Origin of the sequence: Methylorubrum populi (assembly GCF_002355515.1) — a bacterium.
GTDB lineage: Bacteria > Pseudomonadota > Alphaproteobacteria > Rhizobiales > Beijerinckiaceae > Methylobacterium > Methylobacterium populi_A.
Window position 1 is genome coordinate 4,581,850 of the sequence record NZ_AP014809.1, and the last position, 14,059, is coordinate 4,595,908.

At 69.3% G+C, this 14,059-nt stretch carries 14 protein-coding genes; 10 read left to right on the forward strand and 4 right to left on the reverse strand.

All coding sequences use genetic code 11. From position 1 onward, the window contains the following. Positions 1-629 precede the first annotated feature (629 nt). The 6 genes from MPPM_RS21220 to MPPM_RS21245 all read left to right on the forward strand — a co-directional run bounded on the left by MPPM_RS21220 (position 630) and on the right by MPPM_RS21245 (position 6,184). A complete protein-coding gene (locus tag MPPM_RS21220) occupies positions 630-2,294 on the forward strand; it encodes a porin (RefSeq protein WP_096486749.1) in 1,665 nt (554 codons plus the stop codon). A gap of 236 nt (positions 2,295-2,530) precedes the next feature. Further along, positions 2,531-3,442 carry an amino acid ABC transporter substrate-binding protein gene (locus tag MPPM_RS21225; RefSeq protein WP_096486750.1) on the forward strand — a complete coding sequence of 304 codons (912 nt, stop codon included), beginning with the start codon at positions 2,531-2,533 and terminating at the stop codon, positions 3,440-3,442. Positions 3,443-3,467: 25 nt separating this feature from the next. Next, the gene (locus MPPM_RS21230) at positions 3,468-4,190 is read left to right on the forward strand and encodes an amino acid ABC transporter permease (RefSeq protein WP_096486751.1); all 723 of its coding nucleotides are present in this window, start codon (positions 3,468-3,470) and stop codon (positions 4,188-4,190) included. Further along, complete coding sequence (locus MPPM_RS21235) at positions 4,191-4,883, forward strand: amino acid ABC transporter permease (RefSeq protein ID WP_096486752.1); 693 nt, start codon at positions 4,191-4,193, stop codon at positions 4,881-4,883. It abuts the gene before it with no gap. Positions 4,884-4,993: 110 nt separating this feature from the next. Next, the gene (locus MPPM_RS21240; protein WP_096487959.1) at positions 4,994-5,722 is read left to right on the forward strand and encodes an amino acid ABC transporter ATP-binding protein; all 729 of its coding nucleotides are present in this window, start codon (positions 4,994-4,996) and stop codon (positions 5,720-5,722) included. 231 nt (positions 5,723-5,953) lie between these two features. Next, positions 5,954-6,184: a DUF6894 family protein gene (locus MPPM_RS21245; RefSeq protein WP_096486753.1), complete on the forward strand. Its 231-nt coding sequence runs from the start codon at positions 5,954-5,956 to the stop codon at positions 6,182-6,184. A gap of 96 nt (positions 6,185-6,280) precedes the next feature. On the opposite strand, the gene MPPM_RS21250 is transcribed toward MPPM_RS21245, so the two are convergent. From MPPM_RS21250 to MPPM_RS21260, 3 genes are all read right to left on the reverse strand, one after another. After that, complete coding sequence (locus tag MPPM_RS21250) at positions 6,281-6,487, reverse strand: hypothetical protein (protein WP_096486754.1); 207 nt, start codon at positions 6,485-6,487, stop codon at positions 6,281-6,283. A 579-nt stretch (positions 6,488-7,066) separates the two neighbouring features. Then, positions 7,067-8,011, reverse strand: coding sequence for a DMT family transporter (locus MPPM_RS21255; protein WP_096486755.1), 945 nt, complete (start codon positions 8,009-8,011; stop codon positions 7,067-7,069). A gap of 33 nt (positions 8,012-8,044) precedes the next feature. After that, positions 8,045-9,313, reverse strand: coding sequence for an arsenic transporter (locus MPPM_RS21260; protein ID WP_096486756.1), 1,269 nt, complete (start codon positions 9,311-9,313; stop codon positions 8,045-8,047). 456 nt (positions 9,314-9,769) lie between these two features. Here MPPM_RS21260 and MPPM_RS21265 point away from each other — a divergent pair, with 456 nt between their 5' ends. Beyond that, positions 9,770-10,036 carry a hypothetical protein gene (locus MPPM_RS21265; RefSeq protein WP_096486757.1) on the forward strand — a complete coding sequence of 89 codons (267 nt, stop codon included), beginning with the start codon at positions 9,770-9,772 and terminating at the stop codon, positions 10,034-10,036. Between the two features lie 201 nt (positions 10,037-10,237). On the opposite strand, the gene MPPM_RS21270 is transcribed toward MPPM_RS21265, so the two are convergent. Next, positions 10,238-10,855 carry a PepSY domain-containing protein gene (locus MPPM_RS21270; RefSeq protein ID WP_096487960.1) on the reverse strand — a complete coding sequence of 206 codons (618 nt, stop codon included), beginning with the start codon at positions 10,853-10,855 and terminating at the stop codon, positions 10,238-10,240. A gap of 360 nt (positions 10,856-11,215) precedes the next feature. On the opposite strand from MPPM_RS21270, the gene MPPM_RS21275 reads away from it, so the two are divergent. From MPPM_RS21275 to MPPM_RS21285, 3 genes are read left to right on the forward strand one after another with little or no spacing between them, the layout of a single operon-like run. Further along, a complete protein-coding gene (locus tag MPPM_RS21275; protein ID WP_096486758.1) occupies positions 11,216-11,995 on the forward strand; it encodes an NUDIX hydrolase in 780 nt (259 codons plus the stop codon). A 1-nt stretch (position 11,996) separates the two neighbouring features. Beyond that, positions 11,997-12,977, forward strand: a complete 981-nt coding sequence (locus MPPM_RS21280) for an SPFH domain-containing protein (RefSeq protein ID WP_096486759.1) — start codon at positions 11,997-11,999, stop codon at positions 12,975-12,977. A gap of 11 nt (positions 12,978-12,988) precedes the next feature. Beyond that, the gene (locus MPPM_RS21285; RefSeq protein ID WP_096486760.1) at positions 12,989-13,882 is read left to right on the forward strand and encodes an NAD(+)/NADH kinase; all 894 of its coding nucleotides are present in this window, start codon (positions 12,989-12,991) and stop codon (positions 13,880-13,882) included. Positions 13,883-14,059: the final 177 nt, after the last annotated feature.

The following is a 14,059-nucleotide window of genomic DNA, read 5'->3' on the forward strand; positions in this document are numbered from 1 at the left end:
GTCCTCGCTCCGGCGATGGCGGGCGCGTGCGGTTTGTCGGACGTGCCCCGCCCGAGCCGGGCAGGGCGCGTCTCGGCCGGGGCCGCGCGGCGCCTTGAGCGGCGGCCACATCCGCCGTCCCGAAGGGATCGGCCGGGTTCGGTATGGGAGACGCGAAACCGGAAGCCCTCGCGCGAGCGGTCCGGGTCGGGACGCGCCGCTCGTCACACGGAAGGGTGGCATTGCCGGATCGCTCCGCCGACGCGCGATGGCGACGCTTCGTCGAGCCCGGACCGATCAACCGGGCACCGTATCGTGCGATCGGGCTCCCTCGCGTCGGACCGTCCCATCAGCACGATCGGATCGTCCGCTTCATCCCGACCGGCCGCCTCGCGAGGGCGGGGTGCGGCCGAAAAGTCACAGACCGGCGCCGATCCGCGGCAACGCGCGATTGTGCGTGACGTATCAAATACAGAATTATATTGTATCAGTATTGATTTCGACTTATATAAGATTGCCTAGAGATGGATCAGATCTGCACAGCGGGCGTGCAAGTCGTGCCGTCGGCCCGCGCCACGCCTCTTCGGGCGGCGGCATGGCGGGCCGCTCGGTGCGATGAGGGGCCGGGACTGATGAGGGAGGTCCGGTGGATGGAGCGGGGTGCAACGACACGTCTCGCGGGAGCCACGATCGCGGTCGCTGCCGCGATGGCCATCGACGCCGCCCGGGCGGCTGACCTGCCCGTCAAGACGGCGGTCCCGATCGAGTACGTCCGGGTCTGCAGCGCGAGCGGTGCAGGCTTCTTCTATATCCCTGGTACCGATACCTGCCTGCGCGTTTCCGGCCGGGCCCGCTTCGAGGCCGGCTACATCCCCGTCCAGAACCGCACCAACAGCTCGGGCGACCTGTCGCAGTACCGCGGGCTGATGCGCCTGAACTTCGATGCGCGCACTCAGACCGGCTACGGGACCCTGCGCGCCTTCCTGCGCGTGGAGGCCGCGAGCCGCACCGGCGTGTTCATGACGTCGGGCACGCAGCAACGCATCGGCAACGCCTTTCCGGGGACCGGTCAGGACGCGTTCGGCCGGGTCCAGAACTACTTCGTGACCGAGAAGGCCTTCGTTCAATTCGCCGGGCTGACCGCGGGCCGCGCCTCCTCGTTCTTCGACTTCTACGCCCACGATTACGAGCTGATCGGCTCGACGGCGGGGTCGGACGTGCCCTCCACCAACCTCCTGGCCTACACGTACAAGACGGCGGAGGGCTGGTCGGCGACGCTGTCGATGGAGGATCCGAACGTCCGCAAGAACCCGTTCTACGCCGCCTCGGCCGGCCCCACCGCGACCACCCCCGGCCAGAGCGGCCTGAACAACGTCTTCATCACCGCTCCGAGCCCCGTCATCCTCGGCACCAACGCCGACGGCACCGCCAACACGGCCGTCTTCGTCGACACGGTGCAGCGCTCGCGCATGCCGGACTTCGTCGGGGCGCTGCGCTACGATGCGGGCTGGGGCTCGGTCCAGCTCTCGGCCGCCGTCAAGGACGTCAATATCGGCGGCTTCATCGCCAATTCCGGCCTCTCCACCCTGACCGCCGCGCCGGGTTCCGCCACCGGGCCGGTGGGCGCCGGCACCGCCGCGGCCCTGCTCGCCACCCGCGGCCTCACATCGGGAGCGCAGACCGATTACGGTTGGGCGGTGCAGGGCGGCCTCAAGGTCAACCTGCCCTGGATCGCCCCGGGGGACGGGCTCTACCTGCAGGGCGCCTACGGCGAGGGCGCGCTGGTTTATACCGGCTTCTCGTACTTCACCGGCACCTATGGCAGCCAGCTCAACCCGGTGCAGGGCGCCCCCTTCATGCACGCCCTGGCCGACGCGGTGATCAACCCGCTGACCGGCCGGATCGACCTCTCGACGAGCTTCACGGCGACCGCCTCCTTCCTGCATTACTGGACGCCCGAATGGCGCTCCGCCTTCTTCGGCAGCTATGGCGAGGTCGGGTTCCGGCGCGGCACCCGCGAGGCGTTCAGTCTCGTCAACGGTCTCGTCGGCGCCACCGCGCCGCCGACCGGCGCGGCCTTCGCGTCGAGCCCGATCCTGCGCGACAACTACCAGATCATCGCCGGCACCAGCCTGATCTGGTCGCCGGTCAAGGATCTCGATATCGGCATCGAGGGAACCTACATCGGCACCGGCCCGCTCGGCGGGCGCGTCGCCGACGCGAGCCGCCCCGTCACCGTGAACGGCCTGCCGGCCTATACCGAGAAGCGCTACGACACGACGCAAATCCGCATGCGGGTCCAGCGCGACTTCTGATGGTTCGCGCCCTCGGTGCGGGGGCGGTCCTGGCATCCGCCCCGCGACGCACCTGCCGAGGGGCCCCGCGGGGAGTGACGCTTCGCGCCGATGGTACGGGCTTTGCCTCGGCGAGCCTGTCCGGATCGGATGACAAGCGCTTCTCTCGGCATCACTATGCGGTTCAAATCGCGTGCACGTCACGCGTGTCGTCCCGGCTGCAACGAGGCGGCCGTCATCAGAAGAAGGTCCGCCGTATGCACCTGAGCCACGCGCTTCTCCTCGCCGCCCTCGCGATTCCGGCGGCCACGGCACCAGTCGGCGCGCAGGAGTTGAGCGGAACCCTCAAGAAGGTGAAGGACACCGGCGCAATCACGATCGGCTATCGCGACTCCTCGGTGCCGTTCTCCTATCTCGACGGCAACCAGAAGCCGGTGGGCTACGCCTACGAGATCTGCCTCAAGATCGCCGACGCGGTCAAAGAGCATCTGAAGCTCGACAAGCTGGAGGTGAAGCTCAATCCGGTCACCTCGGCGACCCGCATCCCGCTGATCGCCAACGGCACGATCGACCTCGAATGCGGCTCGACCACCAACAATGCCGACCGCCAGAAGCAGGCCGCCTTCACCAACACCCACTTCCTCACCGCGACCCGCTACGTCGCCAAGCGGGAGAAGGGCCTCGACAAGACCGACGATCTCAAGGGCCGCACCGTGGTCTCGACCTCGGGCACGACCAACATCCGCCAGATCAACGAAATCAACGCGGCCCGCGGCCTCGGCATGCGGATCCTGCCGGCCAAGGACCATGCGGAGGCCTTCCTGATGGTCGAGACGGGCCGCGCCGATGCCTTCGTGATGGACGACGTGCTGCTCGCCTCCCTGGTTGCCGGCTCGAAGACGCCGGACGCCTACGCCATATCCTCGGAGGCGCAGTCGAAGCCCGAGCCCTACGGGATCATGCTGCGCAAGGACGATGCGCCCTTCAAGGCGGTGGCCGACGCGGCGACCGCGAAGCTCTACAAGAGCCCGGAGGGCAAGGCGCTCTACGAGAAGTGGTTCACGCAAGCCATCCCGCCGCGGGGCATCAACCTCAAGCTCCCGCTGAGCGAGCCGATGCAGAAGGCCCTCGCCCATCCCAGCGACAGCGCCGACCCGGCCGCCTATTGATGCCTGACGGCGGCGGGGGGCGGCCATGAACTACACCTGGAACTGGGGCATCTTCCAAGAGCCCTCGCCCGAGGGCGTAGGCACCTACGCCGACATGCTGCTCTCGGGCCTGTCCTGGACGATCGCCACGGCGCTCGCCTCCTGGGTCATCGCCTTCATCCTCGGCTCGGTGATCGGGGTGATGCGCACGCTGCCGTCGAAAGCCGCGAACGCGGTCGGCACGGCCTATGTCGAGCTGTTCCGCAACGTGCCGCTGCTGGTGCAGATGTTCCTCTGGTACTTCGTGCTGCCGGAACTCCTGCCCGCAGGCCTCGGCACGGCGGTGAAGCAGTTGCCCGACGCGCCGTTCTACACCGCGGTGCTGTGCCTCGGCTTCTTCACCGCCTCGCGGGTGGCCGAGCAGGTGCGGGCGGGCATCCAGTCGCTGCCGCGGGGCCAGCGGATGGCCGGCACGGCCATGGGCTTCACCACGGTCCAGACCTATCGCCACGTGCTGCTGCCCAACGCCTACCGGGTCATCCTGCCGCCGCTCACCTCGGAATTCCTCAACAACCTCAAGAACACCTCGGTGGCGCTGACCATCGGCCTCCTCGAACTGACGGCCCGGGCCCGCTCGATGCAGGAATTCTCGTTCCAGGTCTTCGAGGCCTTCACGGCGGCCACCATCCTCTACCTCCTCCTCAACCTGGTTGTGATCGCGGGCGCGACCCTGCTGGAGCGGGCCGTCGCCGTGCCGGGGGGGCGCTAGATGTTCGCGAATTTCGACTTCTCGGTCATCGGCGCCTCGCTGCCCTACCTGTTCGGGCAGGGCATGGTGTTCACGCTGACGCTGACCGCGCTCGCCGCGACCGGGGGCATCGTGTTCGGCACGCTTCTCGCCATGATGCGGCTGTCGAGCATCCCCGGCCTCACGCACGCGGCCAAGCTCTACGTCGAGCTGATGCGCTCGCTGCCGCTCGTGCTGGTGATCTTCTGGTTCTACTTCCTCGTCCCCTATCTCGGCGCCTGGGCGACGGGCTCGGCCACGCCGATCCAGGTCGGCGCCTTCTCCTCGGCACTGATCACCTTCACCCTGTTCGAGGCGGCCTACTTCGCCGAGATCATGCGCGCCGGGATCCAGTCGATCCCCAAGGGGCAGAGCGCGGCGGCCCGGGCGCTCGGCATGAGCTACGCGCAGACGATGCGGCTCGTGGTTCTGCCGCAGGCGCTGCGCAACATGCTGCCGCTGCTGCTGACCCAGACGATCGTGCTCTTCCAGGACACCTCTCTCGTCTACGTGCTCTCGCTGACCGATTTCCTGGGCGCGGCCTCCAAGGTCGCGCAGCGCGACGGGCGGCTCGTGGAAATGTACCTGTTCGCCGCGCTCGTCTACTTCGCCGTCTGCTTCACGGCCTCGATGCTGGTGCGCCGGCTCCAGGCCCGCACGGCGATCGTCCGGTGAGGGAGAAACGCGATGAGGATGGGCCCATGACGACAGACCCCATGACTTCGGCGCCCATGACTTCGGCGCCCGTAACCTCGGCCCCGCAGCCGGCCGCCGCGGGCGGGCCGATGATCGCCATCGAGGCGGTGTCGAAGTGGTACGGCGAATTCCGCGTCCTGTCCGGCTGCTCCACCGCGGTGAGCCGGGGCGAGGTGGTGGTGGTCTGCGGCCCCTCGGGCTCGGGCAAGTCGACGCTGCTGAAATGCGTCAACGCCCTGGAGTCGTTCCAGGAGGGGCAGATCACCGTCGACGGCACGCGGGTGCGGGACAGGGCCACCAACCTGCCGCGGCTGCGCGCGCGGGTCGGCATGGTGTTCCAGCATTTCGAGCTGTTCCCGCATCTGAGCGTCATCGACAACCTGACGCTCGCCCCGCGCAAGGTGCTCGGGCGCTCGAAGGAGGCGGCGACCAAGCGCGGCCTCGACCTCCTGGCGCGGGTCGGGCTCTCGGCCCATGCGCAGAAGCATCCGGGCCAGCTCTCGGGCGGGCAGCAGCAGCGGGTGGCGATCGCCCGGGCGCTGGCCATGGACCCGGTGGTGATGCTGTTCGACGAGCCGACCTCGGCGCTCGATCCGGAGATGGTCGGCGAGGTGCTCGACGTGATGGTGGAACTGGCCCGCGACGGCATGACCATGATGGTCGTGACCCACGAGATGGGATTCGCCCGCAAGGTGGCGGACCGGGTGGTGTTCATGGATCGCGGCGAGATCGTCGAGGATGTCCCGAAGGATACCTTCTTCGACCGGCCCCGCAGCGAGCGGGCCCAGCAATTCCTGTCGAAGATCCTCGCTCATTGACCACGGATCGAGCGAAGCAGATTTATTGACGCGGATTCGCGGTCCCGGCTCTCCCCGATCGCACGCATCGGCTATATGCTGGTGGCGCGTGCTGCTGAAACCGGTGCCGTTTCCTCCACGTTGCAACGGCGTGGGGTTGCTGTTCGGGTCGGTTTCGAGAGGCACCGTCCGTGGGGCCGGTCCCGAGCCTGACCGAGATGGGTCCCGGTTTTTTCGCACAGCGCTTCTCGGATGCCGCGTTACTATTTCGACATCAACGATGGCACGGATCTGAAGGACGAGGTGGGTCGCGAGATCCAGGATCCGCTCGCCCTGCGCCGCGAGGCTCTGCGGGTGATGACGAGCCTGATGGCCGCGGAGGCCGAGGACAGCCAAGATTGCACGCTGGTCCTGACCGTCCGCAACGGCGACGGCGATGGCGTCATGACGATCCGCCTCGTCTGCCAGATCGATGACGGCTGATCCGGTCTCCGCCTGATCGAAGCGGAGACCGGGGCGGGGCGCTGGCGCATCCTTCCCTACGGGAACGGCCTGCCCGCGAGGCGCGCTCGAGAACGATCAAGGGGCATCCCTGGAGAGCGTCGTATTCGACCGGCGATCCGGTGCGGGCACTTCCGGGGGCGCGGCCGGGTGGCCGAGGTCGATCAGGAGCATGTCGAGCAGGATGCGGAGACGGCGGAAGCCCGATACCGGAAGCTTCGCGCGGGCGGCCGTGCACAGGACGGCAACCTCAGCGATGGCATCAGCGTCGTTGTTCGGCATCATCCTTCCTTGCCCGTTGCGTATTCGATGATGTCTTAAGGCTAATGCGGCTGACAAAGCCACCCGACGTGACCGGATATGATATAAATGTGCTTAATAAGATATTCGCTCAACGATGAATCGCTCTCGGGGATAGAGTTTGGCTCCTCTTCCCGATCAAAATATCGTGTGCTTGCCGGCGAATGTTTTGGGGACGGGGTTGGACGCGCATCCGCGAGGTGTCGGCGCGCGACCACAGAAGGTCGGGATGCGCATGTCGCAGATCTCGCAGGGTGGTCTTAGATTCACGGTGGTCATCTCTGCGCGAAATCATAAGTCTTGCGTATGATATTGCCGAACTGTGTAGGTCCCGGTGCGTTCAATCGGCTCAACGGTCGGAGCATGTTCTGAAAACAGGTCCGATTCGACGGCATCCGGTTCGCGCCTCCCGATCCGCGTCTTGGGGTGCGTGCTTTTACCGAACCGGAAGGCGCTGCGTTGGAAAGCGCTCGGGGCTGTCACAGCTGGGAGGGCGGGTGCCTCCGACGAAGTGACAGGGTGACGGATGCTCCCCGCCGCTGCGCCGCCCGCCTCCGCCTCTCGTCAGAACAGCGAGATGAGGACGATGCCGGCCACCATCAGGGCGGCTCCGCCCAGCCGTGACGCGCCGGCCCGCACCCGCTTCATGCCGACCCAGCCGAAATGATCCAGCGCCACCGAGGTCAGCAGGTTGGCGGTGATCAGCAGGCCGTTGAAGGCGCCCGCGCCGACCTTGTCGACGAACAGCAGCCCGGCGAACACGGCCACGGCCCCGGTGAGGCCGGCCAGCGGCATCCACCAGCGCACCCCCTCCAGATCGGTCCGCTGCGGCAGCGGCTTCGGCCGCAGCAGGAAGACCAGCACGAAGACGAACACCACCGGCAGAAACGAGACCAGCGCCGCCAGCCACGGATTGACCAGGGCCCCGCGCAGCTGCGCGTTCCAGACCACGCCGATCGCCTGCAGCGCGCCCGCGACGACGATGAAGGGATAGAGCAGCCTCGGATTGAGGCCGTGGCCGGCCTCCGCGCTCGCGCCGTCCCGGCCCGCGTCCTGGCCGGGCGTGACGCGGGCGATGAACGTCACGCCGACGGCCATGAGCAGGCCTCCGAGCCAGGGCATCGGCTTGAATCCGCCGCCCGGCAGACCGAACAGGCCCAGGGAATCCATCGCCAGCGAGGTCAGGATGTTGGCGGTCAGCGTCAGGCCGTTGAAGGGGCCGGCGCCGACCTTGTCGACGAAGGCGAGACCGCCGAACACCGCCACCGCGCCGGCCACGCCGCCGAGCGGCGCGTACCACGGCATGCCTGCGAGCGTGTCGAGGCCCGGCAGCGGCGTCGGCATCACGAGGAACAGCGTGGCGAAGACGAAGACGATCGGCAGGAAGGAGACGGAGGCCGCCAGGAACGGGTTGACGAGCTGCCCGCGCAGCTGCGCGTTCATGGAGTTGCCGAGCGCCTGGAGGGCGCCCGCCACGATGATGAAGGGATAGAGCAGAGCGGCACTCACGCGGGTCGGCCTCCGGATCGGCGGGGAGAGGGATCAGGCGAGGATCAGCGCGGCGAGGGCGAGCGCGAGCGCCGGGGGCATGACGAGGGCGCCGAGCTTCAGGAACGCCCAGGCGGAGACGTTCTCGCCCTCGCGGCGGATCGCCGTCAGCCAGAGGATGGTGGCGAGCGAGCCCGTGACCGAGAGATTCGGCCCGAGATCGATCCCGATCAGGACTGCGCCCGCGACCGTGTCCGGAACGTGCGCCGCCTGCACCGCGGCGCCCGCCAGGAGGCCCGCCGGCAGGTTGTTCACGAGGTTGGAGCCGAAGGCGACGAGGGCGCCGCCGGCCCAGGCCGTGGCGGTCGGATCGCCCTGCGCGGCCCGGCCCAGGAGGTCGGCGAGCCGTGTGAGCAGACCGGTCTTCTCCAGGGCCTCGACCAGGACGAAGAGCCCGGCGACCAGCGGCAGCACGCCCCAGGAAACGTCCCGCGCGACCGCGACGAAGCCGCCCCGGTTGATCGCGAGCACGACGAGGGTGGTGGCGAGGCCGGCGACGAAGGTCGGCAGGCCGAGCTCGCTTCCGGCGGCCGAGGCGCCGATCAGGGCCGCGCCGGTGGCGACGATGCCGAGGCCCGCGACCATGCCGCCGCGGCCCAGGGCCGGCGTCTCGACGGCGGTCGCGACGGTCTCGGCCTTCAGCCGCGCGTTCTGGGTCAGGCGCAGGACGATGTAGGTCGCGACGATCGCGAGGATGGAGGGCAGGGTGAAGGTCGCGAGCCACTGCCTGAGCGGCGGCATATGCTCGGCGAAGACGACGAGGTTGGCCGGGTTCGAGATCGGCAGCACGAAGCTCGCCGCGTTGGCGATGAAGGCGCAGATGAACAGGTAGGGCAGGGGCTGCTTCACGCCGGCGGCCTTGGTCGCGGCGAAGACGGCCGGCGTCAGCACCACGGCGCAGGCATCGTTCGAGAGGAAGACCGTGACCACCGTGCCGACGAGGTAGACCAGCAGAAACAGCCGGGTCGCCGAGCCCTTCGCGGCCCGCACCGCGTGGGCGGCGAGCCAGTCGAACAATCCTTCCTTCCGGGCGATCTCGGAGAGCAGCATCATCCCGACGAGGAAGAGGTAGACGTCCGTACCCTTGGCCGTGCCCTCCAGGGCGGTCTGCCAGGGAATCAGGCCGAGACCGACGAGGAGCGCCGCACCGGCGACCGCCCAGACCGCCTCCGGCCAAGCGAAGGGGCGCAGGATCACGCCGAGCGTCGCCAGCGCGGCGATGCCCCATGTCGCCGCGTGAGGGTTCTGGATGAGCGCGCCCATCGGCGTCGGGCTTCCTTCTTTCGGTGACCGTTGCGGGGGCCAATCGGAGCGGGGCCGCCCCTGCGGAACGCCCCGGCATAACAGAGGGCGCGGTACGTTCTCCGGAATTCGAGGCCCGGGACCGAAGTCCCGAGACCCGGCGATCCGCATCGACGCCGATCCCGCGGCATCGACACCGACGCTTGCCGCGGCAATCGCCGCTCAAGTTCCCTCGCGCGCCGCCGTTCCAACTTCATCCATCACAACAGCGCGATTTGCGAGTGGGTCGTGCGGATGGGATTGCGGTGGGTGCCGTCCGAACGCCGCGGCAGGGGCGTGGTCCCGATCGGGGAAAGCGCCGATGGCCCGGGTCCCATGATGCGGTGGGATCGGAAGGAGAGCGGAACAGCGACACGGAGCGCCGGTTTCCCGAAGGCCCATCAAGGGGCCATCACGTCAGCAACAGGGAGATCCGCCATGAAGGCCCTGACCCTCGCTCTCGCGAGCACCCTCCTGCTCACGCCCGTCGCCATCGCCGCCGAAGGTTCGGGCACCAGCCGCTCCGGCACCGCCAACAGCACGGGGGCGAACGATGCCGGATCCGGCGCTTCGCCCGGGGCGGCCGGCAGCGGACCGACCTCCGGCGACAAGAGCCGCTCCGGCACCGCCAACAGCACGGGGGCGAACGATGCCGGGTCCGGCGCCTCGCCCGGCGCCCAGGGCAAGGGCCACGACGCCCGCTGACGTCGTTCACGGGGCGCCCGCCCCGTATCGCGCCCGGAGCGGGCGGCCGAAGGGGAGGGGGTAGGCGCGCTGCCCGCCCCCGGTGGGCCGCTCCTCCCGAGGTTCGGGCAGCCCGAGATCGCCCGGGCGCCGTAGGGCTCCCGGACGATCGCAAGCGTCATCCGCTCGACCGCCTCCCGTCGGGGACGGGGGCGATCCGGATCAGTCGTTCTTCACCGTGCCGTCCGGCCCGACCTTGACCTCCTGCTCGCGGTCTGTGAGCGCCAGCTTGATCTCGTACTCGACCGAATTGCCCTCGCGCTCGACCTCGGCCTCGTAAGCCTTGCTGCCGGGAACCTTCTGCTCGGCCAGGGCGATCGCGTCCTTCAGCGACACCTTGGCGTTCTGGAAGTCGCTCGCCTTGAGGCGGGTGAAGTAGCGCTCGATCGGCTGATTCTCGCTCTTGTAGAGGTCGCCCGTATCGGCATTGACGCCGTGCTCGACGAGCTTGCCGCTCGGGTACACGACCTTGATCGCGTAGCGCGCCGGGTTCTTGCTGTCGGCCTTCTCGAAATCGGCGTCGATCGCCCGGCCGCCCTTCTCCTCGCCCTCGGCCTTGCCCTCGGCGGTGGCGATGGCCTGGGCGAGGCCGACCTTCGCCGACTTGGCGACCTGCCACTCCTTGAGGTCGCTGTTGGATTTGGTGGCCTCCGTCGCGCTGGGCGCACGGCCGGTGTTTTCCGGGTTCTTGGTCAGGTCGGGGTTCTGGGCCGCCGCGACGCCCGTCATCAGGGCGAGGAGGCCGCTGGCGGCGGTCAGGCGCAGGATGTTCGTCTTCATGGCGCTCGTCTTCATGGCGGGTTTCCCGTTTTCGGGCTTGTGGAGGACCCTCTGAACGGCCCGGACCGCCGCTTGGTTGCAGCGCGGCATGACGTTCGAGGCGCGATGGTACCCGCCGTCTCGCACCCGCTAGAGCATCATCCCGAAAGGTGGTTTCCGGCTTTCGGAAAAAGATGATGCAAAAACAAAGGCCTAGCGCATCGTGCTGGATCCGATATCCAGAACGATGCGCTAGCCCGCGCGCCGACAGCGGCCACCGGCCGGAATGGCGCGGTCAGCATCATCCCTCACCTTGACATATATCCAATATGAAAATAACTAATTTTCATATTGGATATATGTCAAGGTGAGAGCACGCCCATGAGCCTGCCCGAATCCGAGGCCGCCTTTCTGGCGCGCTACGATCCCGCCGATTACGCGCGGCCCGCCGTGGCCGTCGATCTGGTGCTGCTGGGGCTTTCCGGCGGCCGCCCTGCCGTCCTGCTGCAGCGGCGCGACCGCCACCCGCATGCGGGGCGCCACGCGCTGCCCGGCGGCTTCGTCGGCATCGACGAGGCGCTCGACGCGACCGCCGCGCGCGTCCTGCGCGAGAAGGCCGGCGGGGCGCGGGCGCATCTGGAGCAGCTCTACACCTTCGGCGCCGTGGAGCGCGATCCGCGCATGCGCATCATCACGGTCGCCTATCTCGCGCTCCTGACCGAGGCGGCCTTCGCCGAGGCGCTCGCGCGGGCGCCGGCCCTGCATCCCGGCACGGTCGCGGTGACCCTGGATGAGAGAGCCGAGGGGGAGGGGGCCGTGACGGTCCGCGCGATCGACGGCGCGGCGCTCCCCCTCGCCTTCGATCACGCCGAGATCGTCGCCCTCGCCCTGCGGCGGCTGCAGGGCAAGCTCGACTATTCCGAGGTCGGCTTCGCCCTGCTGCCGGAGCTGTTCACCCTGCGCCAGCTCCAGGACGTGCACGAGGCGATCCTCGGCACGCCCCTCAACAAGCCCGCCTTCCGCCGCCGGATGCTCGATCGCGGCTGGCTCGACCCCACCGGCCGGTTCGAGACGGGCACGTCCTACCGCCCCGCCGAGCTGTACCGCTTCCGTCGAAACTCATCGCCGACCCCCTCGCCGACCCCCTCGAAAGGAGACTGACATGGCCACGATCCGCCGCTTCGGCGTCCTCTCCCAGCTTCGGAGCGAGGCCAGCCACTACGTCGTCCGCTTCCGCAACGGCCGCCCGCGCCAGAGCGGGCGCGGCCTCGTCTTCTGGTTCCGTCCGGAGACCGCCAGCATCAGCGAGCTGCCGATGGACGACCGCGAGATGACGCTGTTCGTCCGCGGCCGCAGCGCGGATTTCCAGGCGGTCGCGGTGCAGGGCAGCATCGGCTGGCACGTCGCCGATCCCGAGCGGCTCGCCGCCCGGGTCGACTTCTCCCTCGACCTGCGCACCGGCCGGCTCCAGGGCGAGCCGATCGAGCGGATCGAGGCGCGCATCGCCGGGCTCGCCAACCAGACCGTGCTGCAATTCCTCGGAGGCGCCCCCGTGCGCGCCCTGCTCGATGCCGGGCCGGAGACCCTGCGGGCGCAGGTGCAGGCGGCGCTTCGCACCGAGCCGTCGCTCGCGGAGATCGGCGTCGCCGTGGTCTCGGTGCGGCTCACCAATCTCGCCCCGTCGAGCGAGCTGGAGCGCGCGCTCCAGACGCCGACCTACGAGGCGCTGCAGCAGAAGGCGGACGAGGCCACCTTCGCCCGCCGGGCGGTTGCCGTGGAGAAGGAGCGGGCGATCGCCGAGAACGAACTCGCCACCAGGACCGAGCTGGCCCGGCGGGAGGCGCTGCTGATCGCGGAGGAGGCGCAGAACGCCCGCAACCGGGCGCAGGCCCGGGCCGAGGCGGAGGGGATCGAGGCCGGCGCCGAGGCCGAGCGCATTCGCGTGGTCGAAGGGGCGCGGACCGAGACCGAGCGGGCGCGCGTGGCGATCTACCGCGACGTGGCGCCGGGCACCCTGCTCGGCCTCGCCGCCCAGTCGCTGGCGGGCAAGCTCGACACGATCGAGCACGTCAACGTCACGCCGGACCTCCTCGCCAGCCTGCTCGGCGAATTCCGCCGGCCGACCGGCCTCCCGGCCCGCTGAGGGAGGGATTGATGGCCGCGCTCACCCCCCGGGCGGTCTTCGTCACCCGAGAGACCGATTACGAGCTCCTGATCGCCCGGCACGCCACTAGAGGGCAGGCCCGCTTCTTCCTGGAGAGCCGCGGCCAGGGGCTGGCGCAGGTCGAGGCGCGCCACGAGCGCTTCCACGCGGTGCTGGCGCGGGCCCGGGCCGGGGTGCCGGGCGCGTGGCGGCAGGTCCTGGTGCGGCGGGCCGACCTCGACCGTTTCCTGTTCGCCGAGGACGACGTGGTCGTGGCCGTCGGGCAGGACGGACTGATCGCCAATGTGGCGAAGTATCTGGGCGCGCAGCCGGTGATCGGGGTGAACCCGAATCCCGAGCTCTACGACGGCGTGCTGGTCCGCAACTCCGTCGAGCGGCTCCCCCGGCTGCTGCCGGCGAGCGCTGCCGGGGCGGCCGGGATCGAGCGGCGCACCATGGTCGAGGCGGTGATCGACGGGACCGAGCGCCTGTTCGCCCTCAACGAGATCTTCGTCGGGCACCGCAGCCACCAATCCGCCCGCTACCGGATCGAGGCCGGGGAGGCGGGAGAGGAGCATTCCTCCAGCGGCCTCATCGTCGCCTCCGGCACCGGGGCCACCGGCTGGGCCCGTTCCATCGCCGAGGCGACCCGGCTCGGCCTGTCGCTCGACCCCGAGGAGCGGGCGGTGGGCTACTGGGTGCGCGAGCCGTTCCCGAGCGTCGCCACCGCCACGCGGCTGCGCGCCGGCAAGCTCACCGATGCGCCGCTCCGCGTCACCTCGCGGATGAACGAGGGCGGCGTGGTCTTCGCCGACGGCATCGAGCAGGATTTTTTGGCGTTTGGCTGGGGCCGGCAGGTGCGGATCGCGCCGGCCGACCGGGCCCTGCACCTCGTGACCGGATGAGATGGGCGGCGGCGGGGTGCTCGGGAACACCGGTTTCCCGGCCGCCCATCCCGTATATGGAAGGCGGGCGGGATGTCCGGGCGGATGGCCGGACCACAATCACTTGTCGGGCGCGATCCTGTCGCAAAACCGCCAAGGGTGCCGCGCATGGGGCGGGTGATCGCGCGCGCCGTGGGC

Bases quoted from the DNA above. Each gene is read 5' to 3' on its own strand.
- MPPM_RS21220 (WP_096486749.1), top strand. From the start codon at position 630: ATGGAGCGGGGTGCAACGACACGTCTCGCGGGAGCCACGATCGCGGTC.
- MPPM_RS21225 (WP_096486750.1), top strand. From the start codon at position 2,531: ATGCACCTGAGCCACGCGCTTCTCCTCGCCGCCCTCGCGATTCCGGCG.
- MPPM_RS21230 (WP_096486751.1), top strand. From the start codon at position 3,468: ATGAACTACACCTGGAACTGGGGCATCTTCCAAGAGCCCTCGCCCGAG.
- MPPM_RS21235 (WP_096486752.1), top strand. From the start codon at position 4,191: ATGTTCGCGAATTTCGACTTCTCGGTCATCGGCGCCTCGCTGCCCTAC.
- MPPM_RS21240 (WP_096487959.1), top strand. From the start codon at position 4,994: ATGATCGCCATCGAGGCGGTGTCGAAGTGGTACGGCGAATTCCGCGTC.
- MPPM_RS21245 (WP_096486753.1), top strand. From the start codon at position 5,954: ATGCCGCGTTACTATTTCGACATCAACGATGGCACGGATCTGAAGGAC.
- MPPM_RS21250 (WP_096486754.1), bottom strand. From the start codon at position 6,487: ATGATGCCGAACAACGACGCTGATGCCATCGCTGAGGTTGCCGTCCTG.
- MPPM_RS21260 (WP_096486756.1), bottom strand. From the start codon at position 9,313: ATGGGCGCGCTCATCCAGAACCCTCACGCGGCGACATGGGGCATCGCC.
- MPPM_RS21265 (WP_096486757.1), top strand. From the start codon at position 9,770: ATGAAGGCCCTGACCCTCGCTCTCGCGAGCACCCTCCTGCTCACGCCC.
- MPPM_RS21270 (WP_096487960.1), bottom strand. From the start codon at position 10,855: ATGAAGACGAACATCCTGCGCCTGACCGCCGCCAGCGGCCTCCTCGCC.
- MPPM_RS21275 (WP_096486758.1), top strand. From the start codon at position 11,216: ATGAGCCTGCCCGAATCCGAGGCCGCCTTTCTGGCGCGCTACGATCCC.
- MPPM_RS21280 (WP_096486759.1), top strand. From the start codon at position 11,997: ATGGCCACGATCCGCCGCTTCGGCGTCCTCTCCCAGCTTCGGAGCGAG.
- MPPM_RS21285 (WP_096486760.1), top strand. From the start codon at position 12,989: ATGGCCGCGCTCACCCCCCGGGCGGTCTTCGTCACCCGAGAGACCGAT.